This window comes from Agrobacterium sp. ES01, assembly GCF_050320885.1.
Lineage (GTDB): Bacteria > Pseudomonadota > Alphaproteobacteria > Rhizobiales > Rhizobiaceae > Allorhizobium.
The window spans coordinates 685,510-707,301 of the sequence record NZ_JBNQTH010000003.1; the positions used below are offsets into that span (position 1 = coordinate 685,510).

The window sequence follows — 21,792 nt, forward strand, 5'->3', positions numbered from 1 at the left end:
CATGCCGACAAAGGCGAAAACAAAAAAGCCGGGACGACAAGGCCCCGGCCATTTGCTCTGGCAATGAAACCGCCGATGATCATTGCGCGGCAGACGGGTCCTTGAGATAGGCAATGACATTGGCGATGTCCTCGTCTTTTTTCAGGCCGGCAAACGCCATGGTCGTCCCCTTCACCAGACCGCGGGGATTGGGCAGATAGTCCGTCAGTTCCTCTTCCGACCAAACCATGCCATCAGCGCCGAAGGCCTTCATCGCCTTGGAATATTTGTAATCCTCAACAGAGGCCACCGGGCGCCCGACGACGCCCATCAAGGATGGACCGACCTTGTTGTTGGGCTCGGTGGCGGTGTGACAGGCAGCGCATTTCTTGAAAACCTTTGCACCCGCTGCGGCATCGCCATCGGCCAGTGCAGCACCCGCTGGCAGGATCAGCGCCGCGATCAGAGCAAGCTTGTAAATTGTCATGGAACTTTCCTCGTCATGTCGTGTTAAGTCCCTTGTTAAGACAAGGACGACTGTATTGAACTCTACATGCCTCTATCAGCCTTTTCGTTGTGGCGCCTTGACGCGGATCAAGGCTGCGGACTGCCTAACGTCAGGATTTTTGGGGTTTTACGGGAGTTCGGGGTCGACAACGGCGTCCTTTCTGGACTAGGCAATGCAGCCTTCGCAGCGGAGGCCGCATCTGACGGCCTCCCATCCCAGTCCCGCATTTCTTGCGGGCAAAATCCCGGGTTAACGCCGACACGTCGCAAAGCAGGCGGTCCATACGGCGCAAACACGCCATCATACTTGCATTAATGCGGTATTGAATGTTGACTTGGGAACAGCAAAAAAAGGGAGTACCTAAATGACTCACCCGTCTCTTCGCCGTATTGCACTCGCATCGGCAGCATCGCTTATTGCACTTTCCTCAGCGGCATATGCCGCGGATTCGGAAAGCTGCAAGGCCGTACGCTTCTCCGACGTGGGCTGGACAGACATTACCGCAACAACCGCCACAGCGACTGTTGTGCTAAAGGCCATGGGCTATGAACCCAAGACAACCGTCCTGTCAGTGCCGGTCACCTATACCTCGCTGAAGAACAACGACATCGACGTCTTCCTCGGCAACTGGATGCCGGCGCAGGAAAAGGACGTAACTCCTTATATCGAGGACGGTTCTGTCGATTCCATCGGCACCAACCTTGAAGGCGCCAAGTATACGCTCGGCACCAATGCCAAGGGTGCGGAACTCGGCATCAAGGACTTCTCCGACATTGGCAAGCATGCCGATGAACTCGACGGCAAGATCTACGGCATCGAACCCGGCAACGACGGCAACCGTCTCGTCATGTCCCTCATCGAAGAAGACAAGATGGGCATGGGCAAGATGAAAGTGGTCGAGTCCTCCGAGCAGGGCATGCTGGCACAGGTTTCCCGCGCCAAAAAGGACGGCAAGCCGATTGTCTTCCTCGCATGGGCACCGCATCCGATGAATTCGAATTTCGACATCACCTACCTCACGGGTGGTGACGATACATTCGGACCCGACTTCGGTGGCGCAACCGTTCACACCAATGTCCGCAGCGGCTACGTCGAGGACTGCCCGAATGTTGGCAAGTTCGTAACAAATCTGAAGTTCTCGCTCGATATGGAAAACCAGATCATGGGCAAGATCCTCGACGATGGTGAGGATCCGGAAAAGGCTGCTGCCGAATGGCTGAAGGCCAATCCCGACGCTGTAAAGCCCTGGCTGGAAGGCGTTACCACCTTCGACGGTGGCGACGCAGCGGAAGCTGTGAAGACCAATCTCGGTCTGTAAGCAAGAATTCAGGGCCGGCGGCGCAAATGCACCGCCGGCCTTCTTCTTACCCCCACATCATTTCCAGTAATCAAGAACGGGCGGAGACCAAGTGGATTGGCTCACTGAAACTAAAATTCCGATTGGCCAATGGGCCAGAACAATGGTCGATTGGCTAACAGATAACGGCGACTGGTTTTTTGACTGGCTTGCCTATGTCTTGAGGCAGGTCATCGATGCCTTGCTATGGGTCTTGCAGGCACCTCCGGCTATTGCTGTCGTCTTGGCAATCAGCCTTCTGGCCTATGCCTTGCGTCGCTCCTTCAGCGTCGCGATACTGACTTTCCTGGGGCTGCTGTTGATCATCAACCTCGGCTATTACGAAGAAACGACAGAGACCCTGGCACTGGTTCTGTCTGCTGCCTTCGTCTGTATGCTGATTGGCGTACCCCTCGGCATCGCCGCAGCACGGCGCCAATGGGTCTATGCCATCATGCGACCGATCCTCGACCTGATGCAGACGATCCCCACCTTCGTCTATCTGATTCCGGCGCTCATCCTGTTCGGTCTCGGCATGGTTCCAGGCCTGATCGCAACCGTGATCTTCGCCATCCCGGCCCCGATTCGTCTGACGCGCCTCGGCATCATCTCCACGCCACCGGCATTGGTGGAGGCAGCCGTCGCTTTCGGCGCAACACCGACACAGGTGCTGCGCAAAGTGGAACTACCCTATGCCCTGCCCCAGATCATGGCGGGCCTGACGCAAACGATCATGTTGTCTCTGTCCATGGTGGTCATTTCCGCACTGGTTGGCGCAAGCGGTCTTGGCGTTCCGGTCGTTCGTGCGCTCAACACCGTCAATGTCGGCATGGGTTTTGAATCGGGTCTTTGCATCGTCATCCTTGCGATCATCCTCGACCGCATGTTCCGCGTACCGGAAGAAGGAGACGGCAAATGAGTGATGCGATCATCTTTGAAAATGTCGATATTGTTTTCGGCAAGAACAACGAACGTGCATTACCCCTGATCGACGCCGGAAAAACCCGTGACGAGATCGGCGAGGAAACCGGCCTCGTGCTGGGGGTTGCCGATGCGTCGCTGAGCGTCAAGGAAGGCGAAATCCTGGTACTCATGGGCCTTTCCGGCTCCGGCAAATCGACGCTGTTGCGCGCCGTCAACGGGCTTGCCCCGGTTGTCCGTGGTGGCGTGACCGTCAACACCGCGACGGGTCCGGTCAATCCCTATACGGCCAACGCCAAGTCGATGCGCGATCTGCGCATGCACACCGTTTCGATGGTGTTCCAGCAGTTCGGACTTCTTCCATGGCGCACCGTCGCCGACAATGTCGGCTTCGGCCTCGAGCTGGCAGGCATTCCGGAAGCCGAGCGCAAGGAGCGGGTCACGGAACAATTGGAGCTGGTGAGCCTCGGCCAGTGGGCGGACCGCAAGGTAAACGAGCTGTCGGGCGGGATGCAGCAGCGTGTCGGCCTTGCCCGCGCCTTTGCCACCGGCGCACCGATCCTGTTGATGGACGAGCCCTTCTCGGCACTCGACCCCTTGATCCGCAATCGCTTGCAGGACGAATTGCTGGAGTTCCAGGCGCGGCTGAAGAAGACCATTCTCTTCGTCAGCCACGATCTGGATGAAGCCTTCCGTATTGGCAATCGCATCGCCATCATGGAAAGCGGACGCATCATCCAGTGCGGCACTCCGCAGGAGATCGTCAAGAACCCGGCCGATCAGTATGTTGCCGATTTCGTGCAGCACATGAACCCGATAGCCATGCTGAATGCCCGCGACGTCATGAAAGGCGGCGTTGGCACCGTCAGCGAGGGATCGGTGGCCGGCACCGCAGGGCCTGATACGCCACTGGTCGAAATACTCGACGCGCTTGCCCGTCAACCGGGCACGATCGGCGTGGTCGAAAAAGGCTCGATCATTGGGACCATCAGCGCCCAGGATATCGTCGCCGGCCTCACCCGTCACCGCATGCGCGAAGCCAGTTGAGAAACCGGGGCCGGCCCTTCTGGGGCCGGCTCCGTCCGGAGATATAGATGGCAGACAAGCCTTCCGTGATTCGCGACACCGACAATGAAGCAAGAGAGCTTGCCCGAGAGCTGATCCGCAAGGCCCGTTATGTCGGGCTGGCCGTGATCGATCCTCAGAACGGATTTCCGCAGATAAGTCGCGTTCTGCTTGCCACCGATGCGGGCGGCATACCGTTCATTCTCGTTTCACGCCTTTCGGCGCATACGCAGTCTTTGTCTACCGATCCACGATGTTCATTTCTGGCAGGTGAACCCGGCAAGGGCGATCCACTCGCCCATGCGCGCATCTCCGTGCAATGCCTGGCAGAGCGTGTTGAGCACGACACAGATGTACACGAGACGCTCAGAACGCGTTTTCTGAAGCTCCACCCAAAGGCCAAACTCTATATCGATTTTGCCGATTTTGGCTTTTTCCGGTTGGTCCCCCAGAGCGCGAGTCTCAATGGCGGCTTCGGCCGTGCATACAATTTGTCCAGAATCGACCTGATTGAACAGAGGCCCATCGACACCTGAAATCTGGTAGCCCTGCGTGGCGCACTACAAGATTTTGGGATTGTCATCGCACACGCGGCATCGAAATTCACGCTGTTGATTTTCATCTGAATATCGAGAAAATTCGATAAAACGCATACTATATGGCTGATTTTTATCGAATTTATGGCAATTCTGCGCTCAAATCACACGGCAGACAGCCATTTCAATGAAGCTAAAATTAATTTCGTAATACCTAAAAAAGCATACTCGATACCTTAAATTTAGGCATATACAATTTTTGCCCAGTTGGTACACTTTTAGAATACGAAATTCACGGATTGCAAACGGGCACTCCGGTTGGCGGACCCGCGTTTAAGGAAAGAATGATCGTATGAAAACGAAATCATTGTCTGAACAGTCTAACGTTGCGGCAGGTCTTTTGTCGGCGATGGCAAACCCAAAGCGTCTGATGATCCTGTGCAGCCTTGTTGAAGGCGAAGTACCGGTTGGCGTACTTGCAAATCAGGTGGGCTTGAGCCAGTCGGCCTTGTCACAACATCTCTCGAAACTGCGTGCACAAAAGCTGGTAAAGACCCGCCGTGACGCGCAGACCATTTATTATTCCAGCACCTCTGAATCGGTCATCAAGGTCCTTCAGACACTGGAAGATATTTATTGCCAGACAGAAGCCAATCGTTCTGCCGCATAAGTTAGCGCTACCATTGCGTAGTTTTAACGCTTTCGGTGGATAATGATAACCTGGCCTTCTTGCCACGGCTTTTTTAAATCACGTTATAAACATTGCAGGTTGGCCGGCTTCCTTTGCGGAAGCCGGTCTTTCTTTTGAACGATCGCATGAAAAAAGAAGACTTCAGCCGGTTAGGGCTGAAGTCTTGATGGCCATGTCGCCGCGTGCCGGAAGCCGAGGACTGCCCTCCGCGACTCCCGCGACGACCGGACCGATCATGCACCAGCGAACTTGCGCTAGGCTTTTCTCCTCTCCCAATCAGCATCGGCGCCTAACAATTTTCGCACCGCATTCATCAATGCCGCGTTGCGGATCGATGACGTTTTCTGATGCCATCTTGACGGTCCAATCGGCGCTGATAACGTGACGCCGCCCTTGCCAAAGGGACAGCTTTGCCGCCAGCCGGGCCTAAGGTCGCCCAGCGCATGCGGGCTCATGGAGAACAGAATGTCCAACCGAATGAATACGACGCCCAACGACCTGCGTGCCTTCTGGATGCCCTTTACGGCCAACCGTCAGTTCAAGAAGGAACCGCGCCTTTTCGTCGGCGCCAAGGATATGTATTACACCACCCATGATGGCCGTCAGGTGCTCGATGGCACCGCAGGCCTCTGGTGTGTGAACGCCGGTCACTGCCGTCCCAAGATTACCGAGGCGATCCGCGAGCAAGCTGGCGAACTCGATTATGCGCCCGCCTTCCAGCTTGGACACCCCAAGGCCTTCGAACTGGCCAACCGCCTGGTCGACATTGCGCCGGAAGGCATGAACCACGTCCTCTATACAAATTCAGGCTCGGAATCGGTTGAGACGGCGCTGAAAGTTGCGCTGGCCTATCACCGCGTAAAGGGCGACGGCTCGCGGTTCCGGCTGGTCGGTCGCGAGCGCGGCTACCACGGCGTCAATTTCGGCGGCATTTCGGTCGGCGGCATCGTCTCCAACCGCAAGATGTTCGGAACGCTCCTGACCGGCGTCGACCACATGCCACACACCCACCTGCCCGACCAGAACGCCTTCACCAAGGGGCAACCGGAGCATGGCGGTGATCTGGCAACCGAACTCGAGCGCATCGTAACCCTGCACGATGCCTCGACTGTGGCTGCTGTCATCGTCGAACCCATTGCCGGCTCGACTGGCGTGCTGATCCCGCCGAAAGGCTATCTGCAAAAACTGCGAGACATCTGCACCAAGCACGGCATCCTGCTGATATTCGATGAGGTCATCACCGGCTTTGGCCGTCTGGGCGCACCTTTCGCGTCGCAGTATTACGACGTCAAGCCCGACATGATCACCACCGCCAAGGGCCTGACCAATGGCGTGATTCCCATGGGCGCTGTGTTCGTCACCTCCGAGATCCACGACGCCTTCATGAACGGTCCGGAACACATGATCGAATTCTTCCATGGATACACCTATTCGGGCAATCCGATTGCCTGTGCAGCAGCCCTTGGAACACTCGATACCTACAAGGAAGAGGGCCTGTTGACGCGCGCAGCCGAGATCGCGCCCTATTGGGAGGAGCAGCTTCATTCGCTCAAGGACTGCCCCAATGTCATCGACGTCCGCAATACAGGCCTGATCGGTGCCATCGAGCTGTCCCCGATCGCTGGAGAACCGACGAAACGTGCCTTCACAGCCTTCCTCAAAGCCTATGAGTCGGGGCTTCTGATCCGCACAACAGGCGACATCATTGCTCTGTCTCCGCCTTTGATCATCACCAAGGAGCAGATCGACGAGTTGTTCGACAAACTGCGCAAGGTGTTGATGAATAACATCTGATCGGCATGTCAGAGCTGATGAAAAGCGGTCGGTGACGACCGCTTTTTTGTCTGTTGCAGGCACGTCTTGCGCAACAGCAACGTCGCCTTTATCCTCGGCACCACAAATCATGGCCGATCTTTGATACCGGTGACGGTCACAGGGTTGGACAAACACTTAGCAAGCCGGGCACGCAGCCTCGGTGGCATCACGTCACCCGCTTCGATTGCAAGGCAGGTCCCATCAGGAACAATCCATGGTCGACCCGGACAAGCCCAGCGCCAAAACATCTGACACGCAGCCGGGAAAAAGCGGCACCGGCGCAGCGCAAGCCAGCGATCCATGGGCCAATTTCAAGAGTGATCTGATGGCACTTGAGCAGGCCGCGCGAGACGAGCTCGCATCCCGCGACCCGAACGAGCAGGACGCTGAGCAACCCCCGGCGAGCGCGCGGCTGTATGGCGACGACGACACAAACGAGAAGCAGAGCGAGGACGATACCTCCTTCGGCAACCGCTCCATCATCATCTGACGGGCGCACTGGCGCGCAGTTCTCGGTTCAACGCAATACACTCTCTCCGGTCGCCAAAACTCCGCCATCAGCGGGCAGCACTTGCAGCAAGGCAACCGCAGCCCCACCTCTATGACAAGGCTCGGCCTCGGCTGCACGGCCATGGCGCTCTATCGGAGCGAGTGACGCGGAGTTTATCGCGCCTTAGGATTTTGTCGGCAATATATGCGGACAGCACAGTTGATCAGGAGAAATGTCGATGGTCGAACGCGTTTCCCGTATTTCATCCTCTGCGTCGTCTTCATCCACGCAGATCGACAACAGCCTTGCCATTGGCTCAGAGCCCTACAATGCATGGGTCGCTGCCCGTCAGGACAAGATCAATGACGACCTGAGAGAAAGGGCGCGCGAGCACGCCAGTGATCCCGACGGCCACCACAAATCACCCGAAGACGAAGCCGAGGAAGACGCCGACGCAAGAATGCAGGCCCGCCACGCGCGCCAACTCGGTGAACCGGATGACAGTGTCGATACGGCAGAAGAACCGCCTGAGGATTGCACATTGTCAGGCGAAAGCGATCGCATAGGCACGCGCAATTTCGACGACGATACCCCGTTCGGTGAGCGCTCCGTCATCGTTTGACGAAACGCTACTCGACGGCTTGAACTTCGTAGGTCCAGACGCGAAACCCATTCAACACATGCGGACCGAACGAATTGATCAGCGGAATATCCGCCGCATCACGCCCACGCGCGACAACGATCCGGCCAATGCGCCGCTTGTTGTTGCGTGGATCGAATGTGTACCATTTTCCATCCAGAAACACTTCCATCCAGGCGCTGAAATCCATCGGATCCACCACCGGAACACCGATGTCACCGAGATGCCCATTCACATAGCGGGCTGGAATATTCAGGCTGCGGCATAAAGTGACGGCAAGATGGGCATAGTCACGGCAAACACCCACGCGCTCCTGAAACGCCTCATAGGCCGTGCGGGTAGACCGTGCCTGCATGTAATCGAAGCTGATATGCTGGTGCACAAAGTCACAGATCGCCTGGACTCTTGCCCAACCCGGCTGGGTCTCCCCGAACTGGTCCCAGGCAAACTGGCTCAATCGGTCGGTTTCGCAGTAGCGACTGCCCATCAGATAGACCAGACACTCATCCGGCAGATCCTGAACAGCGATTTCGCGGGCGTCTGGTGCCACTTCGTCGAGTTGCCCATCATCCTCGATTGTCGCATCGCCCCAGATGGTCAGATTGCCCGCAGGCGCGACCAGCCGTCGGCAGCGATTGCCGAACATATCATGATAGGTGGTCGTCAACAGATCGGGATTGGTGATGATCTTTTCCGGGTCGCGGATGTCCGCCGTTCGATCATCGTGGACAGACAGAAGGCAAACCATCGCGGTCGGTTGCTCGCAGGTCAGCGTGATTTCATAGCCGTAACGTATCAGCATTCAGTCGTCCTAGCGAAAATCGTTGGATGTCAGGGTGTAGGTGGGCTGACGCCCCCGCTGATAGAGCTTGTGTGCCGCCTTGCGGATGGCATCGACAGATCCGTCAAAGGCCGTCAGGCAGGCGGCTTCCGACGTGCGCGTTCCGCACATCTCTGCGCCCGGCCTGTCGAGTGCTCCGACTTCAACGAAGAAGCGAATCTCCGACATGCCATCATGCCCGATGAACCGGATGGCCTTTCGCGTTTCGTCATAACTGCGGCTGGGATTGAGAAAAACAAGCGACATGATTGGCACTCCTTTGGAAAGTGTCGTTCAGCTCGGGTGACCAATTGGTATGCCGCCATGAACGCATTCAGGGAAAACAGGCATGTCAGGAATTATCCCGGGCCCGCGGCCCTATCAGCGCGCGGGCACATACGCCTGCCTTAGTCTTAGCTCTTGCCCTTGGACTTGGACCAGGCGGCTGACGGGCTTGTTGCGTCTTTCACCTGGCTTCCCTGAGCGGATACCTTCGGTGCAGCGCTTTTGTCTTTTTTAGGCTTTCTGATCTCGCGCGAACTGCGCACTTGTCCCTTAGCCATGACCGAAGGTCCTCTCCATCAGGTTCGAACCGGTCTTGGCTTTGGCACGGCCAACAAGTTCGAGCATATCTTGTGTCGTTACGCGTTCGTGACGTTCATCTTCGCTGCGAACCCGGTACTGCGGCAGGTTTTCGCGAACGGGAAGCTGTGCAGTGATCTGATAGACGGCAGACTGCTCTGCCTTCATCGGCAGCGAGCTTTTCATCCGCACGGTCTCACCGATTGCGAAGATATGGGTGGCGGAATCCACGGCACGCACTCTGCGCGCCTGCGGCCTGTAAGTCGTATTGGTCATGATGATAGTCCCTTTGAGTGTGCATCGACCCCCATCAGGCATGCCTGACAAAGATCCTGGGCGGGCGACCCCACAGCTGCCAGAAAACGTCTGGATGGCTGGATTGCGCCGGTGCGATGCGAAGCGAAATAGTGGGATGTAAATGGCCCACGATCTGAAGAATGCGATTTTATAAACTTGGGAAGCCCTGCGAAAACTGCTCTTCGCTGGTAATCCGTTCGGTCCGGAGTGAAGCCCTGCTGCCAGTACATCCGTGGTCAGCGGGAGAAATCAATCCGGATACGAACAGAAACGACATAAGCGCCCGAAGGCTTAATGCGTTCACAATCGAGAATTCGGAGGATAATGGCGGGTCTCTGACACCGCAACAAGCCAAGTCGGCCAAATCAACGTGAAATAACCATGCGCCTCAATTGTGTTTTATACAAGATGGCGGCGTCATTATTTCTTTTTTTGGCGTAAATCGACAGAAGTTCCGCCAGCCGATTGCGCTCGAAATGTGTTCGACCCTTGTAGTCATGGGCTCAGGTGTGCATCATAGAGCATCGACGGCATTCATGCAGGGCACCGTCGACGGAAGTGTTTTCGACTTCGCCCCAACAAAGGAGGACAGCATGTCTTCCATCGTCCAATACATACGCGCCTACGATGAATCCCGGATACCGGGTCTTGCGGTCATGCTTTCGAGCCTCTCCGCCGTGATCTATTTCCTGCTCAACGGCTGGCTCTGGTAGAGAAAGGTCGATTGGCTGGTCTGCGGTTCGCAACGCGACCGGCGGCAAATGCTAGTCTGCGTAAATCATCTTGCGTGTCATGCCGCCGTCCAGCGTGAGCACCTGCCCGGTCATGAAACCGGCGGACGCAAGGTAAAGCACCGCGTCGGCAATATCGTCCGCGCGCCCAACCCGTCCGACCGGATGCTGCTGACGATCGGCATCGCTCAGGCGTTCACCGTCCGAAATCCAGCCGGGAGCAATGGCATTCACCCGGATCTTCGGTCCAAGACTGATTGCCAATGCATGGGTAAAGCCGACAAGCCCACCCTTGGAGGCAGCATAAGCCTCCGTGTTCGGCTCCGACATGAATGCCCGCGTCGACACCATATTAACGATCGAAGCCCCCTCTCCCATCAACGGTATCGCCGCCCGGCTCATCAGGAAAGCACCGGTCAGATGACTGTCGGTCACCTTGCGCCATTCGTCGAGCGAAAGCGTTTCAATCGGCCCGCGATCCGGATTGGCAATCCCGGCATTGTTCACCAATAGATCCAGCCTGTCCCAGCCAAGGCGCGCAAGTGCCTCGGCCACGGACGTCTCATCGCCGACATCGCAGGTGAAATGACGGACACCGTCCTCACGCACCTCAAGGTCGAAAGAAGCGACCTCATATCCATGGGCCAAAAGACTCTTGCAAATTTCTGCACCGATAAGGCCGGCACCACCTGTCACGATTGCTTGTTTCATTAAAGCGAAAGCAGACAGCCTGCCGCTTTGTTCCGCACCAGATGCCCTTTCCATGGCGAGCGCACCGGCAAGCATGCTAACCTGCCGCCGAGGACGCCTATGCCAGCACACAGGCGCGCCGCATTCAAAGGGAGGAATGGTCGTGAAAAAAGGGTACAAACAGCTTCTGGAGGAAGCCAACGCCAGTATCGACGCCGTCACGGCAGCGGAGGCGATTACTCTTCATGGTGAGACGGATGTGGTTTTCGTCGATCTGCGCGATCCGCGCGAACGAGAGCGCGAGGGCACGATCCCCAATGCCTTTTCCTGCCCGCGCGGAATGCTGGAATTCTGGATCGATCCGGAAAGCCCCTATGCCAAGCCGGTCTTTGCCGAGGACAAGCGCTTCGTCTTCTTTTGCGCCAGTGGCTGGCGCTCGGCGCTTGCCACCAGGACCGCACAGGATATGGGCCTGGAAAAAGTCTCCCATATATCCGGCGGCTTCACCGCCTGGCGCGATGCTGGCCATCCTGTGGAAGCGATATCGCGCTGACGGCACTTCAGCCCAGGAAGAACGAGCGCCTTTCATCCGAATCCGTTACCTTGCGGCGCAACAACCGGCTGAAAGGATGAACCATGACCGAAACGATCCGCCTCGACAATGGAGAGCTTTCCGTCGAAGTCTCGTCGCTCGGCGCCGAAATGCAGTCGCTCGCAAGCGCTGACGGGCGACAATGGCTGTGGAACGGCGATGGCGAATGGTGGTCCGGCCGATCTCCCATTCTTTTTCCCATCGTCGGAAAGGCACCGGAGGACACATTGGCGATCGACGGCAAAGCCTATGCCATGAAACAGCACGGCCTGGCCCGACGCCGCGAATTTGCGCTGATAGACTCCGCCTCCGACGTCTGCCGTCATCAACTGGCAGCAGACGATGAAACCATGGCAAGTTACCCCTTCGACTTCAGACTTGAACTCGAGCACCGCCTCACCGGTCGCGTACTCACTGTCACCGCCACGGTCACAAATGCCGGCTCCGAAAGCATGCCCTATGGCATCGGCTTTCACCCGGCCTTCCTCTGGCCGTTGCCCGGCGCGACCGGCCTGCCGCATCGGATAACGCTCGAGAATGGCAAAGAGCCGGATCTGTTTCGCCTGAAGGACGGCATGCTCTCTCCGGAAAAACACCTGTCCCCGTTTATCGGCGGTCACCTGATGCTCGAACACCGCCAGTTCGAGGCAGATGCCATGATCTTTCCCGAAGGGGCCGGCGACGGCCTCACCTATGACGTCGCAGAAGGCCCGGCGCTGAAATTCAGCTTCCGCAATCTGCCCAATCTGGCGCTGTGGCAAAAGCCCGGCGCACCGTTCATCTGCATAGAACCCTGGCACGGCATGGCAGCGCACCTGGATGGCAGTGCCGAACTGACCGAACGCCCCTTCACCGCCGCTTTGGCACCCGGCGAGAAAGCAAGCTATGGCTTTTCTGTCGAACTGCCCGCCTGAGCCGAAAGACGGCCATTCCCCCACCATTTCCTCAGCCCGCCTCGCCGGGCTAGGATGACGACTGACTGAAGAATAGGAGACACGCAGATGAGCACGCTGGAACAACGTATCGACCAGGGCACAGGCCGGCAAACGGCAGATATCGTCCTGAAGGGCGGTCGCCTCTTCGATCTCGTCACCGGCGAACTCGTGGCGTCCGACATCGCCATCTGCGGCGACACCATCGTCGGCACCTGCGAGAGCTACGAGGGCACCGAGGAAATCGACATCTCCGGCAAGATCGTCGTGCCCGGCTTTATCGACACGCATCTGCATATCGAAAGCTCGCTGGTGACCCCGCATGAATTCGACCGCTGCGTGCTTCCCTATGGCGTCACAACAGCCATCTGCGATCCGCATGAGATCGCCAATGTTCTTGGTACCGAAGGCATCCAGTTCTTTCTCGATTCCTCGCTCGAAACCATCATGGACATCCGGGTCCAGCTGTCCTCTTGCGTTCCGGCCACCCATCTGGAAACCTCCGGTGCCGATCTGCCGATTGAAAAGCTCCTGCCCTTCCGCGACCATCCCAAGGTGATCGGCCTTGCCGAATTCATGAACTTCCCCGGCGTGATCCACAAGGATCCGATCTGCATGGCAAAGCTGGAAGCCTTTCAGGGCGGGCACATCGACGGCCATGCGCCGCTTCTGTCGGGCACTGGCCTCAACGGCTATCTCTCCGCCGGTATCCGCACAGAGCATGAATGCACCAATGTGCCCGAGGCCATGGAGAAGATCCGCAAGGGAATGCATATTCTGGTGCGCGAAGGCTCGGTCTCCAAGGACCTGCACGCTCTGATGCCGATCATCACCGAACGCCTGTCGCCCTTCCTGGCGCTCTGCACCGACGACCGCAATCCCCTAGATATCGCCGAGGAAGGCCATCTCGACTACATGATCCGCACAGCCATCGCCCATGGGGTCGAGCCGCTGGCGATCTATCGCGCCGCCTCCATTTCCGCCGCACGCGCCTTCGGCCTTCGCGACCGCGGCCTGGTGGCACCCGGCTGGCGGGCCGATCTGGTGGTTATCGACAGTCTGGAGAATTGCAAAGCCGAGATGGTGTTCTCCGGCGGACGCCCTGTGACCGATGCCCTGTTCGACACCCGCAAAGCGGTCGCTCCCGTCGGCCTCGACAGCGTCAAGGCCCGAACCGTCCTCGCCAGCCAGTTTGCGGTGCCGGTGACGGAAGGCGAAACCCCGGTCATGGGCGTGATACCGGGCAAGATCATCACCGATCATCGCCGGTATGTGCTGCCATCTGCCGGCAACCAGACCGGCATCGACCTCGACCGCGATATCATCAAGGTCGCTGTCATCGAGCGTCATGGCAAAAATGGCAATCATGCCAATGGTTTCGTTCAGGGTTTTGGCTTGAAGAAGGGTGCGATAGCCTCCACCGTTGGCCATGACAGCCACAATATCTGCGTGGTCGGCGTCGACGAAGATGACATGGCGCTCGCCGCCAATCGCCTTTCCGAGATCAAGGGCGGATTTGTGGTGGTCGCGGATGGCAAGGTCACCGGCGAGATCGCCCTGCAGGTCGCCGGGCTGATGAGCCTTGAACCTTTCGAGACCGTCCGTGACACACTGCACGACCTGCGCAAGGCAGCCTATGCACTCGGCACCACACTGGCCGAACCTTTCTTGCAGGTCGCTTTCCTTCCACTACCCGTCATTCCGCATCTGAAGATTTCGGATAAGGGCATGGTGGATGTCGACAAGTTCGAACTGATTGGCTGAGGGATTGGCAAGCACCAAGACTTGTACCATATTATGGACAACTAAGGAGTTGGCGATGGACACCATATTTTTCTCGCGTGCCCGGGCCGAGCTTGCAGGCTTGCTCGACAAGGTGAACGACGACGCAGCACCAATCGAAATTGTCAGGCGCGACAAACCATCTGCGGTGTTGATGGGGAAGGAAGAATACGACAGTCTCGTTGAAACAATTCACCTTTTGTCATCGCCAACAAATGCCGAGCGACTGGTGCGAGCAGGACTTGATATCGCAAATGGTGATTTTGAGCTAAAGGACAGCAAGGCTTTGCTGGGAACCTGAACGTGAATTCGGCTTTCTCATCAGGCGGATGGGAGGACTATGTCCATTGGCAGGCAACCGACCGCAGGACGCTTGAACGCGTCAACGACCTTATCAAGGACGCACTACGCCATCCCTTCAACGGAATAGGCAAACCTGAGCCCTTGCGCGGGACCCTCAAGGGTTTCTGGTCTCGCCGGATCACTCAGGAACATCGGCTCGTATATCGAGTTGTCGGTCAAGGTGATGATGAGGTTCTCGTCATCGCGCAATGTCGCTATCACTACTAGGAAAAGCTATGCCCGCTGAAGCGGCCCCTCCATCACCGATGCTCCGTGAACGTCTTGCCCGCCTTTATTTCGGTCAGGATACCGCTGCCATACGCTTTCAAATCGCCTTGATGGTGATCGATCTTGCGATTATCGGCTTCTTTCTGGCAGGTCCCTATCTGCGCGACCGTCCAAGCTATCTCATTCTCGATTATTCCATAGCGGTCTGGATCGCTGCCGAGCTTGTCGCCCAGTTCGTCGCGTCGCCCACCCGGAAACGGATTTTCCTGAAACCCATGACCTGGGTGGACATATTCGTCCTTTGCACACTGCTCTTTCCGCAGTCGCTGTTCAACTTCGCCTTCCTGCGCGTTGCCCGCATATGGGCTGTGGCGCAGCGGCCGGTATTCAAGATGATGATGCGACGTCTGGGGCTGAAGGAACAGGCCGATGTGGTCACGGCCTTCATCAATCTTTTCGTCTTTCTCTTCCTGGTTACCGGATTCGTCTATTCCTTCTTCTTTTATCGGGAGGATGCCGGCACCGGCTTCATCGACGCCTTCTATTTCACAGTCGCAACCGTCACCACCACCGGCTTTGGCGATATCACTTTGCCCGGCACCTTTGGCAAGCTCACCTCGATCATCACCATGATCATCGGCATCTCGCTGTTCGTGCGTCTGGCCCAGGCGATCGTTCGTCCCTACAAGGTGACGTTTCCATGCCCGGAATGCGGTCTGCAGCGCCATGATGCCGATGCTGTCCACTGCAAGGCTTGCGGTCACATCCTGAACATTCCGGACGAGGGCCTGTGAGCCCTCGCCCGTCGCCGCAACATCTATATTTGCTCAGTCGCGGTGCAAGACCATGCCGGCGTGATAAAGTACCCCGCCCCGAAAATCGCCGTCAGCGGTAAAGCCGGTATCGTCGACATAGTCGATGTGATCGCCACTCACCGCATAACGTCCCTCATATGCGCGCTCCCGTGCCCCCCGTGCTTCGACATAGCGTCCATTGGGAAGCAGTTCGTGACGGATATGCCCGTCCTCGGTGGTCCAGAGCCCCACATAGGCCTGAGATTGTTCGCTGGTCATTTGTCTCTCCTTGGAAGATGCGAATTGGTCGGTCCGCCAGACATGTTTTCCATCCAGGCTCACGATTGTGAGCATCAGGATGAAGGTGAACGCTGCCATTGTTGCGGCAAAACCGATGAGACTATCCGGCCCCCTAGCCATTCGGCTCGTACCGGGATTCTGTGGCGTCGCGATGGCTGCGGATACGGCTCATCACACGACGCGAGAACTTCGCGCCTGTTTTCAGGATCCAGCGGAAAGGACTTTCCAGAATGCACTGCATTGCGGCCATGGCTGTTCTCCATATCAGACCCGCCCTGTTTGGCGGTGTTGATCATATGGGGAAAGCCTCGATGAGGTGATAGAACATATCTCCGGCAAGATTGCACATTCCTCCAGAACTGCATCTGCTTGCATTCAAAACGGTCAACCCCACTTATATGGTCTTCCAGCCACAGGAACTGGACCGTCTACCGGAGAAGAGCATGAGCATTGCCCGCGATATCGCTGAAATGATTGCACAACACGCCGCCAAAGACGGGATACATGCGACCAGCATACCGCGCTTGTCGCTTGTTCGAATGTCGAAGCGGACGGAACCTGTCCACACGGTACAGACACCATCCATTTGCATGATCGTACAGGGACGAAAGCAGTTGATGCTTTGCGAACAGGTGATCGATTACGGACCGGGCAAACATATCGTCATTTCGGTCGACGTTCCGATCATTGGCCAGATCATCGAAGCGACGGATGATGCACCCTATCTTTGCCTGCGCCTCGACCTCGATCTGTCTGTTTTGAGCGAACTCGTGCTGGCGATGGACTGGACCACGACGGAGATCAGCAGTACCGGCTGCAAGGCCATCGGCATTGGCGAGACCTCAGAGGAACTTCTGGGCGCGGCCCACCGGTTGGTCAGCCTGCTGGATGCGCCGGACGACGCGCCCTTCCTTGCCCCGATCATAGAGCGTGAAATCCTCTACCGTCTGCTGAAGAGTGAGCATGCAGGCCTGTTGCGCCAGATCCTCACGCCCAACAACCGCCTGCAAAACGTCAATCGTGCGATCAGTTGGATCAAGGAGAATTTTCAAAAACCGCTGCTGATAGAGCATCTGGCGGGCGAAGCGCGCATGAGCGCATCATCGCTGCACGAGCATTTCCGTCAGGTCACCAATATGAGCCCGCTGCAGTATCAAAAACAGCTACGCCTTCAGGAGGCCCGCCGCCTGATCTTCGCGCACGGCATGGACGCGGCAACAGCCGGCCGCCGCGTGGGCTACGATAGCCCATCGCAGTTCAGCCGCGAATACCGGCGGCAATTCGGAGCGCCGCCCCTGCAGGATATCGGGCGTCTGCGCGTCCAGCCGGAGCGCTACACCGAAGCCTGAAATCAGACCCGGGCGCAGAAACAGTCGAGGCTATCGAGCGAAATCTCATGGCCCTTGATTGTGGCCTGCGATCCCGGCATCGGCACAACATCCCTGACCGTCAGGCCCTTGGGCAGATGCTCCACCTGCGGTCCGCGACGCAGATTGAAGACGAATAGCAGTTTTTCCTCGCCCTTGCTGCGAACAAACGTCAACAGATCCTCGGTGATGTCCAGAAACTCGATATCCCCGTCACGCAATGCTTCATGCTCACGGCGAAACGCCAGCGTCGCGCGGTAATGGGCCAGAACCGAATCCGGGTCTCCGTCCTGGTCCTTGACCGCCAATGCCTGATGCGCATCGGGAACCGGTAGCCAGGGCGTACCGCTGGTAAAACCCGCATGCGATTTTCCGGCATCCCAGGGCATCGGCGTGCGGCATCCATCCCGCCCCTTGAAGCTTGGCCAGAAACGGATCCCGTAGGGGTCGCGCAGATCCTCGAATGCGAGCTCTGCCTCCGGCAAACCGAGCTCTTCGCCCTGATAAAGGCAAATCGAGCCTCGCAGCGTCGACAGGACAGAAATGGCAAGCTTGGCAATATCCGCACGTTCGCTCTCATGTTGCATGAAGCGGCTGACATGGCGGTTGACGTCGTGGTTGGAAAAGGCCCAGCACACCCAGCCATCGGTCACCGCTGCCTGGAACGCTTCCACGCAGTGTCGGATATGGCTTGGCGTAAAATCGGGGCCTAACAGGTCGAAAGTGTAGCACATATGCAGCTTGTCGCCGCCGCTGGTATAATCTGCCACGGTCTTCAGCGACCGTGCACCGTCGCCCACTTCTCCAACCGTGGTGCGCCCCTCGTATTGATCGAGCAACGCTCGGAATTTCTTCAAAAAAACAACATTTTCAGGCTGTGTCTTGTCATGCAGGTGATGCTGCATGCCATAGGGATTGACGTCCGGTGCATCGAGGCCCGCATCGTCGCTATCGGGCACATGAGGTGGATTGTCCCGCAATTCCTTGTCATGAAAATAGAAATTCACCGTATCGAGACGAAACCCGTCCACGCCGCGATCGAGCCAGAACTTCACTGTATCGAGAAGCGCCTCCTGAACCGCAGGATTGTGGAAATTGAGATCGGGCTGCGATGTGAGGAAATTGTGCATGTAATACTGCTTGCGCACCCCATCCCATTCCCAGCCCGGACCGCCAAAGATCGAAAGCCAGTTATTGGGCGCAGTGCCATCCTTCTTCGGATCGGCCCAAACATACCATTTGGCCTTGGGGTTATCCCGGCTCGACCGGCTTTCGACAAACCATGGATGCTTGTCGGATGTGTGCGAGATGACCTGGTCGATGATCACCTTGATGTCGAGGGAATGGGCCTTTTCCATCATCTCGTCGAAATCGGCCAGCGTCCCGAACATCGGATCGACATCGCAGTAATCGGAAACGTCATAGCCCATGTCCGCCATCGGCGATGTAAAGAACGGCGACAGCCAGATCGCATCGACGCCCAGCGAGGCAATATAGGGCAAGCGTTGGGTGACCCCCTTCAGGTCGCCGATGCCGTCTTTGCTGGTGTCCTGAAACGAGCGTGGGTAGACCTGATAGATCACCGCACCGCGCCACCAGTCTTCGCTGGCCTGGGTCTGCGTCATCGATTTCTTCGGGGATGTTCTGGACATGGCGGGGCTCCGTGGGAGGGTTCCTGAGCGACGTGACGAATCGGCGGCTAGCCGACACTATAGAAGAACCGCACCGCAGCACGATGGTTCCCGTTCAAGGGGGCTGACCAGCCCTGACATCAAACTGTAACAACAACATCACATAAGGGTCGGACCATCCGCGAGGAGGCTGCGCACCGCATGCCAAGATTGACGATCGTAACCGACGCCTGGCACCCCCAGGTCAATGGTGTGGTCCGCACCATTGAAAACACCAATCGAGAACTGGCGCAAATGGGCGTCGACGTATCGATGATCACGCCGGAACGCTACCGCAGCATCCCCATGCCCACCTACCGCGAGATACGCCTGTCGCTGGCGACCTATGGGCAGGTTCGCAAGGCCCTTGAAGATCAGAACCCCGACTATCTGCACATCGCCACGGAGGGCCCGCTCGGTCTGATGGCGCGTGCCTGGGCATTGCGAAACGGCAAGGCCTTCTCGACCAGTTACCACACCCGATTTCCCGAATATGTGGCAGCCCGCTTCCCGGTCCCGCTCAGCTGGCTTTATGCCTATGTGCGCTGGTTTCATGGAAGAAGCGGCGCCTGCATGGTGGCAACCGAGAGCCTGAAGAAGGAACTGGCGGGCAAGGGGTTGACCAACCTGCGCATCTGGAGCCGCGGTATCGATACCACGCAGTTTCACCCGCAAGCTCAGGAGGCTGCACCCTTCGATCTCCCCCGCCCGATCTTCATGACGGTCGGCCGCGTGGCGGTCGAGAAGAACCTGTCGGCCTTTCTCGAACTGGATTTACCGGGTTCAAAGGTCGTGGTCGGCGATGGCCCGGCACGCGCCGATCTGCAGGCGCGCTATCCGGACGTCCATTTCACCGGAGTGAAATTCGGCAAGGAGCTGGCCGACGCCTATGCGCAGGCCGATGTCTTCGTCTTCCCGTCGAAAACCGACACCTTTGGCAACACCATTCTGGAAGCGCTGGCATCCGGCGTTCCTGTGGCCGCCTTCCCCGTCACGGGTCCTATCGACATCATTCCAAAGCACGGCATGGCCGGCGCGCTGGATCAGGACCTGCGCGCAGCCTGCCTGAATGCTCTGGATCTATCGAGAACGGCCGCCCGTCACCTGGCAGAAAGCTATTCCTGGCGATCGGCGTCGCGCCAGTTCTACGACAACGTCATCGCAGCCGTTCAGACCCGTCGCGAAAAGACCTGCCGCACGACGGCCCGTCAGCCCGGAAAGGCCTGACGGGTCAGCGCTTCTTGCGACGATTGGCGAAGGGGTTGTCTGCTGCCTTGTAATGGATGCGGATCGGCACACCGGGCAGATTGAAATCTGCGCGCAAACCATTGATCAGATAACGCGTATAGCTTTCAGGCAGTGAATCCGGTCGCGTGCAGGAAATCATGAAGGCCGGCGGGCGGGCCTTGACCTGCGTCATGTATTTCAGCTTGAGGCGACGACCTGATACGGCCGGTGGCGGATGCTGGGTCTGCTGACTGTCCAGCCAGCGGTTCAGCTTGGCCGTCGATACACGCTGGTTCCAGACACGGTCTGTATCGACGATCGACTGCATCAGCTTTTCAAGCCCGTAGCCGGTCTGTCCGGACATCGGCACCGCTCGAATGCCGCGTGCCTGCGGCAAAAGCCGCTCGGTCTTCTCGCGCAGTTCTGCCAGAACCTCCTGCGGGTCCTCGACCAGATCCCACTTGTTGAACGCCAGTACAGCGGCACGACCTTCGCGCAGCACCAGATCGACGATCTGGATGTCCTGTTTTTCAAACGGAATGGTCGCGTCAAAGACGATGACCACTGTCTCAGCAAAACGAATGGCGCGCAGCGCATCGGCAACGGAAAGCTTTTCGAGCTTTTCCTGAACACGCGCCTTGCGACGCATGCCGGCGGTGTCGAACATCTTGATGATGCGGCCACGCCAGTCCCATTCAACCGAGATGGAATCACGGGTGATGCCGGCTTCCGGACCGGTCAGAAGACGGTCCTCGCCGATAAAGCGGTTGATCAGCGTCGACTTGCCGGCATTCGGACGACCGACGATGGCAACCCGCAACGGCTTGGTCTCGTCGTAGACATAGTCTTCGTCGTCCTCGTCCGTTTCCGACCGCGGCAGAGTGACATCCGTTTCAGCTTCTTCGAAGTCCTGCGGCGGAAACGCCCTGTCCTCACCCAGAGCCTCAACGATCGCATCGCGCAGATCGATCATGCCGCCGCCGTGCTCAGCGGAGATAGGGCACGGATCGCCAAGCCCAAGCGTAAAGGCATCGTAGAAACCGGTGTCCGACCCCCTGGCTTCAGACTTGTTGGCAACGAGCACAACGGGCTTGCCCTTGCGCCGGATCATCTCCGCCATTTCCTGGTCGACCGGGGTCAGCCCCATCTTGGCATCAATGACGAACAGCGTCAGATCGGCCTCTTCAATGGCAAGTTCCGTCTGGGCCCGCATACGGCCCTGCAAGGTATCGGGAGCGGCTTGCTCGAGACCGGGAGTGTCGACGATACGGAATCTGAGGTCGACCAGCTTGGCTTCCCCCGGACGTCGGTCGCGGGTAACACCGGGCGTGTCATCGACAAGCGCCAGCTTCTTGCCAGCCAGACGGTTGAACAAGGTGGATTTACCGACGTTCGGACGACCGACGATGGCGATGGAGAAGCTCATTTCAGTCTTCTTTCTAGCTCACCAGCAAGCG

The 21,792-nt window shown here is 57.7% G+C and carries 24 protein-coding genes and 2 pseudogenes; 16 read left to right on the top strand and 10 right to left on the bottom strand.

Features of this window, described 5'->3' with window-relative positions:
• Positions 1-79: 79 nt before the first annotated feature.
• Positions 80-466, bottom strand: a complete 387-nt coding sequence (locus tag ACQQ2Q_RS12480; protein WP_428187386.1) for a c-type cytochrome — start codon at positions 464-466, stop codon at positions 80-82.
• A 385-nt stretch (positions 467-851) separates the two neighbouring features.
• Between ACQQ2Q_RS12480 and ACQQ2Q_RS12485 the strand changes: the two genes are divergently transcribed.
• From ACQQ2Q_RS12485 to ACQQ2Q_RS12520, 8 genes and pseudogenes are all read left to right on the top strand, one after another.
• Positions 852-1,805 carry a choline ABC transporter substrate-binding protein gene (locus ACQQ2Q_RS12485; RefSeq protein ID WP_428187387.1) on the top strand — a complete coding sequence of 318 codons (954 nt, stop codon included), beginning with the start codon at positions 852-854 and terminating at the stop codon, positions 1,803-1,805.
• Between the two features lie 91 nt (positions 1,806-1,896).
• The gene (gene choW, locus ACQQ2Q_RS12490) at positions 1,897-2,742 is read left to right on the top strand and encodes a choline ABC transporter permease subunit (protein WP_428187388.1); all 846 of its coding nucleotides are present in this window, start codon (positions 1,897-1,899) and stop codon (positions 2,740-2,742) included.
• The gene (gene choV, locus ACQQ2Q_RS12495) at positions 2,739-3,791 is read left to right on the top strand and encodes a choline ABC transporter ATP-binding protein (RefSeq protein ID WP_428187389.1); all 1,053 of its coding nucleotides are present in this window, start codon (positions 2,739-2,741) and stop codon (positions 3,789-3,791) included. Before choW ends, choV begins: the two co-directional genes overlap by 4 nt.
• Positions 3,792-3,838: 47 nt before the next feature.
• Positions 3,839-4,333, top strand: a pseudogene (locus tag ACQQ2Q_RS12500) (HugZ family protein); the annotation flags it as partial.
• Positions 4,334-4,697: 364 nt separating this feature from the next.
• Positions 4,698-5,015 (top strand): ArsR/SmtB family transcription factor, encoded by a 318-nt coding sequence (locus ACQQ2Q_RS12505; RefSeq protein WP_428187390.1) that lies wholly within the window; start codon positions 4,698-4,700, stop codon positions 5,013-5,015.
• 486 nt (positions 5,016-5,501) lie between these two features.
• On the top strand, positions 5,502-6,830 hold the full coding sequence (locus ACQQ2Q_RS12510) for an aspartate aminotransferase family protein (protein ID WP_428187391.1): 1,329 nt from the start codon (positions 5,502-5,504) through the stop codon (positions 6,828-6,830).
• Positions 6,831-7,065: 235 nt separating this feature from the next.
• Positions 7,066-7,341 carry a hypothetical protein gene (locus tag ACQQ2Q_RS12515; RefSeq protein WP_428187392.1) on the top strand — a complete coding sequence of 92 codons (276 nt, stop codon included), beginning with the start codon at positions 7,066-7,068 and terminating at the stop codon, positions 7,339-7,341.
• 238 nt (positions 7,342-7,579) lie between these two features.
• Positions 7,580-7,963: a hypothetical protein gene (locus tag ACQQ2Q_RS12520; RefSeq protein WP_428187393.1), complete on the top strand. Its 384-nt coding sequence runs from the start codon at positions 7,580-7,582 to the stop codon at positions 7,961-7,963.
• Positions 7,964-7,970: 7 nt separating this feature from the next.
• Here ACQQ2Q_RS12520 and ACQQ2Q_RS12525 read toward each other — a convergent pair whose 3' ends face one another.
• From ACQQ2Q_RS12525 to ACQQ2Q_RS12545, 5 genes are all read right to left on the bottom strand, one after another.
• A complete protein-coding gene (locus ACQQ2Q_RS12525; RefSeq protein WP_428187394.1) occupies positions 7,971-8,783 on the bottom strand; it encodes a transglutaminase-like domain-containing protein in 813 nt (270 codons plus the stop codon).
• 9 nt (positions 8,784-8,792) lie between these two features.
• A complete protein-coding gene (locus ACQQ2Q_RS12530) occupies positions 8,793-9,068 on the bottom strand; it encodes a DUF1488 domain-containing protein (RefSeq protein ID WP_428187395.1) in 276 nt (91 codons plus the stop codon).
• Between the two features lie 146 nt (positions 9,069-9,214).
• Positions 9,215-9,364, bottom strand: coding sequence for a hypothetical protein (locus tag ACQQ2Q_RS12535; protein WP_428187396.1), 150 nt, complete (start codon positions 9,362-9,364; stop codon positions 9,215-9,217).
• On the bottom strand, positions 9,357-9,659 hold the full coding sequence (locus tag ACQQ2Q_RS12540) for a hypothetical protein (protein WP_428187397.1): 303 nt from the start codon (positions 9,657-9,659) through the stop codon (positions 9,357-9,359). The genes ACQQ2Q_RS12535 and ACQQ2Q_RS12540 overlap by 8 nt, the downstream gene beginning before the upstream one ends.
• A gap of 785 nt (positions 9,660-10,444) precedes the next feature.
• Entirely contained in the window at positions 10,445-11,122 is a 678-nt protein-coding gene (locus tag ACQQ2Q_RS12545; protein ID WP_428187398.1) for an SDR family oxidoreductase, read from the bottom strand.
• Positions 11,123-11,258: 136 nt separating this feature from the next.
• Between ACQQ2Q_RS12545 and ACQQ2Q_RS12550 the strand changes: the two genes are divergently transcribed.
• The 6 genes from ACQQ2Q_RS12550 (at position 11,259) to ACQQ2Q_RS12575 (ending at position 15,771) form a co-directional block, all read left to right on the top strand.
• Positions 11,259-11,654: a rhodanese-like domain-containing protein gene (locus ACQQ2Q_RS12550; protein ID WP_428187399.1), complete on the top strand. Its 396-nt coding sequence runs from the start codon at positions 11,259-11,261 to the stop codon at positions 11,652-11,654.
• 83 nt (positions 11,655-11,737) lie between these two features.
• Positions 11,738-12,607 carry an aldose 1-epimerase family protein gene (locus ACQQ2Q_RS12555; protein WP_428187400.1) on the top strand — a complete coding sequence of 290 codons (870 nt, stop codon included), beginning with the start codon at positions 11,738-11,740 and terminating at the stop codon, positions 12,605-12,607.
• Between the two features lie 87 nt (positions 12,608-12,694).
• Positions 12,695-14,389 carry an adenine deaminase gene (gene ade, locus ACQQ2Q_RS12560; protein WP_428187401.1) on the top strand — a complete coding sequence of 565 codons (1,695 nt, stop codon included), beginning with the start codon at positions 12,695-12,697 and terminating at the stop codon, positions 14,387-14,389.
• Positions 14,390-14,444: 55 nt separating this feature from the next.
• Positions 14,445-14,708, top strand: coding sequence for a type II toxin-antitoxin system Phd/YefM family antitoxin (locus ACQQ2Q_RS12565; protein WP_428187512.1), 264 nt, complete (start codon positions 14,445-14,447; stop codon positions 14,706-14,708).
• A gap of 2 nt (positions 14,709-14,710) precedes the next feature.
• Positions 14,711-14,977 (top strand): Txe/YoeB family addiction module toxin, encoded by a 267-nt coding sequence (locus ACQQ2Q_RS12570; protein ID WP_428187402.1) that lies wholly within the window; start codon positions 14,711-14,713, stop codon positions 14,975-14,977.
• An 8-nt stretch (positions 14,978-14,985) separates the two neighbouring features.
• Positions 14,986-15,771: a potassium channel family protein gene (locus ACQQ2Q_RS12575; RefSeq protein WP_428187403.1), complete on the top strand. Its 786-nt coding sequence runs from the start codon at positions 14,986-14,988 to the stop codon at positions 15,769-15,771.
• Positions 15,772-15,804: 33 nt separating this feature from the next.
• On the opposite strand, the pseudogene ACQQ2Q_RS12580 reads toward ACQQ2Q_RS12575, so the two are convergent.
• Positions 15,805-16,029: pseudogene (locus tag ACQQ2Q_RS12580) on the bottom strand (Atu4866 domain-containing protein); the annotation flags it as partial.
• A 154-nt stretch (positions 16,030-16,183) separates the two neighbouring features.
• The gene (locus tag ACQQ2Q_RS12585) at positions 16,184-16,321 is read right to left on the bottom strand and encodes a hypothetical protein (RefSeq protein ID WP_428187404.1); all 138 of its coding nucleotides are present in this window, start codon (positions 16,319-16,321) and stop codon (positions 16,184-16,186) included.
• 193 nt (positions 16,322-16,514) lie between these two features.
• Between ACQQ2Q_RS12585 and ACQQ2Q_RS12590 the strand changes: the two genes are divergently transcribed.
• Entirely contained in the window at positions 16,515-17,420 is a 906-nt protein-coding gene (locus tag ACQQ2Q_RS12590) for an AraC family transcriptional regulator (RefSeq protein WP_428187405.1), read from the top strand.
• Positions 17,421-17,422: 2 nt separating this feature from the next.
• On the opposite strand, the gene ACQQ2Q_RS12595 is transcribed toward ACQQ2Q_RS12590, so the two are convergent.
• Positions 17,423-19,063 (bottom strand): alpha-glucosidase, encoded by a 1,641-nt coding sequence (locus ACQQ2Q_RS12595; protein ID WP_428187513.1) that lies wholly within the window; start codon positions 19,061-19,063, stop codon positions 17,423-17,425.
• 207 nt (positions 19,064-19,270) lie between these two features.
• Between ACQQ2Q_RS12595 and ACQQ2Q_RS12600 the strand changes: the two genes are divergently transcribed.
• Positions 19,271-20,335, top strand: a complete 1,065-nt coding sequence (locus tag ACQQ2Q_RS12600) for a glycosyltransferase family 4 protein (protein WP_428187406.1) — start codon at positions 19,271-19,273, stop codon at positions 20,333-20,335.
• 4 nt (positions 20,336-20,339) lie between these two features.
• Here ACQQ2Q_RS12600 and der read toward each other — a convergent pair whose 3' ends face one another.
• Positions 20,340-21,761 (bottom strand): ribosome biogenesis GTPase Der, encoded by a 1,422-nt coding sequence (gene der / locus ACQQ2Q_RS12605; RefSeq protein WP_428187407.1) that lies wholly within the window; start codon positions 21,759-21,761, stop codon positions 20,340-20,342.
• Positions 21,762-21,792: the final 31 nt, after the last annotated feature.

Coding starts and splice junctions, on each gene's coding strand:
- der (WP_428187407.1), bottom strand. CDS start 21,761: ATGAGCTTCTCCATCGCCATCGTCGGTCGTCCGAACGTCGGTAAATCC.
- ACQQ2Q_RS12575 (WP_428187403.1), top strand. CDS start 14,986: ATGCCCGCTGAAGCGGCCCCTCCATCACCGATGCTCCGTGAACGTCTT.
- ACQQ2Q_RS12545 (WP_428187398.1), bottom strand. CDS start 11,122: ATGAAACAAGCAATCGTGACAGGTGGTGCCGGCCTTATCGGTGCAGAA.
- ACQQ2Q_RS12480 (WP_428187386.1), bottom strand. CDS start 466: ATGACAATTTACAAGCTTGCTCTGATCGCGGCGCTGATCCTGCCAGCG.
- choV (WP_428187389.1), top strand. CDS start 2,739: ATGAGTGATGCGATCATCTTTGAAAATGTCGATATTGTTTTCGGCAAG.
- ACQQ2Q_RS12600 (WP_428187406.1), top strand. CDS start 19,271: ATGCCAAGATTGACGATCGTAACCGACGCCTGGCACCCCCAGGTCAAT.
- ACQQ2Q_RS12510 (WP_428187391.1), top strand. CDS start 5,502: ATGTCCAACCGAATGAATACGACGCCCAACGACCTGCGTGCCTTCTGG.
- ACQQ2Q_RS12525 (WP_428187394.1), bottom strand. CDS start 8,783: ATGCTGATACGTTACGGCTATGAAATCACGCTGACCTGCGAGCAACCG.
- ACQQ2Q_RS12595 (WP_428187513.1), bottom strand. CDS start 19,063: ATGACGCAGACCCAGGCCAGCGAAGACTGGTGGCGCGGTGCGGTGATC.
- ACQQ2Q_RS12540 (WP_428187397.1), bottom strand. CDS start 9,659: ATGACCAATACGACTTACAGGCCGCAGGCGCGCAGAGTGCGTGCCGTG.
- ACQQ2Q_RS12505 (WP_428187390.1), top strand. CDS start 4,698: ATGAAAACGAAATCATTGTCTGAACAGTCTAACGTTGCGGCAGGTCTT.
- ACQQ2Q_RS12520 (WP_428187393.1), top strand. CDS start 7,580: ATGGTCGAACGCGTTTCCCGTATTTCATCCTCTGCGTCGTCTTCATCC.
- ACQQ2Q_RS12565 (WP_428187512.1), top strand. CDS start 14,445: ATGGACACCATATTTTTCTCGCGTGCCCGGGCCGAGCTTGCAGGCTTG.
- ACQQ2Q_RS12555 (WP_428187400.1), top strand. CDS start 11,738: ATGACCGAAACGATCCGCCTCGACAATGGAGAGCTTTCCGTCGAAGTC.
- ACQQ2Q_RS12515 (WP_428187392.1), top strand. CDS start 7,066: ATGGTCGACCCGGACAAGCCCAGCGCCAAAACATCTGACACGCAGCCG.
- ade (WP_428187401.1), top strand. CDS start 12,695: ATGAGCACGCTGGAACAACGTATCGACCAGGGCACAGGCCGGCAAACG.
- ACQQ2Q_RS12535 (WP_428187396.1), bottom strand. CDS start 9,364: ATGGCTAAGGGACAAGTGCGCAGTTCGCGCGAGATCAGAAAGCCTAAA.
- ACQQ2Q_RS12590 (WP_428187405.1), top strand. CDS start 16,515: ATGAGCATTGCCCGCGATATCGCTGAAATGATTGCACAACACGCCGCC.
- ACQQ2Q_RS12585 (WP_428187404.1), bottom strand. CDS start 16,321: ATGGCCGCAATGCAGTGCATTCTGGAAAGTCCTTTCCGCTGGATCCTG.
- ACQQ2Q_RS12530 (WP_428187395.1), bottom strand. CDS start 9,068: ATGTCGCTTGTTTTTCTCAATCCCAGCCGCAGTTATGACGAAACGCGA.
- ACQQ2Q_RS12550 (WP_428187399.1), top strand. CDS start 11,259: ATGGTCGTGAAAAAAGGGTACAAACAGCTTCTGGAGGAAGCCAACGCC.
- ACQQ2Q_RS12485 (WP_428187387.1), top strand. CDS start 852: ATGACTCACCCGTCTCTTCGCCGTATTGCACTCGCATCGGCAGCATCG.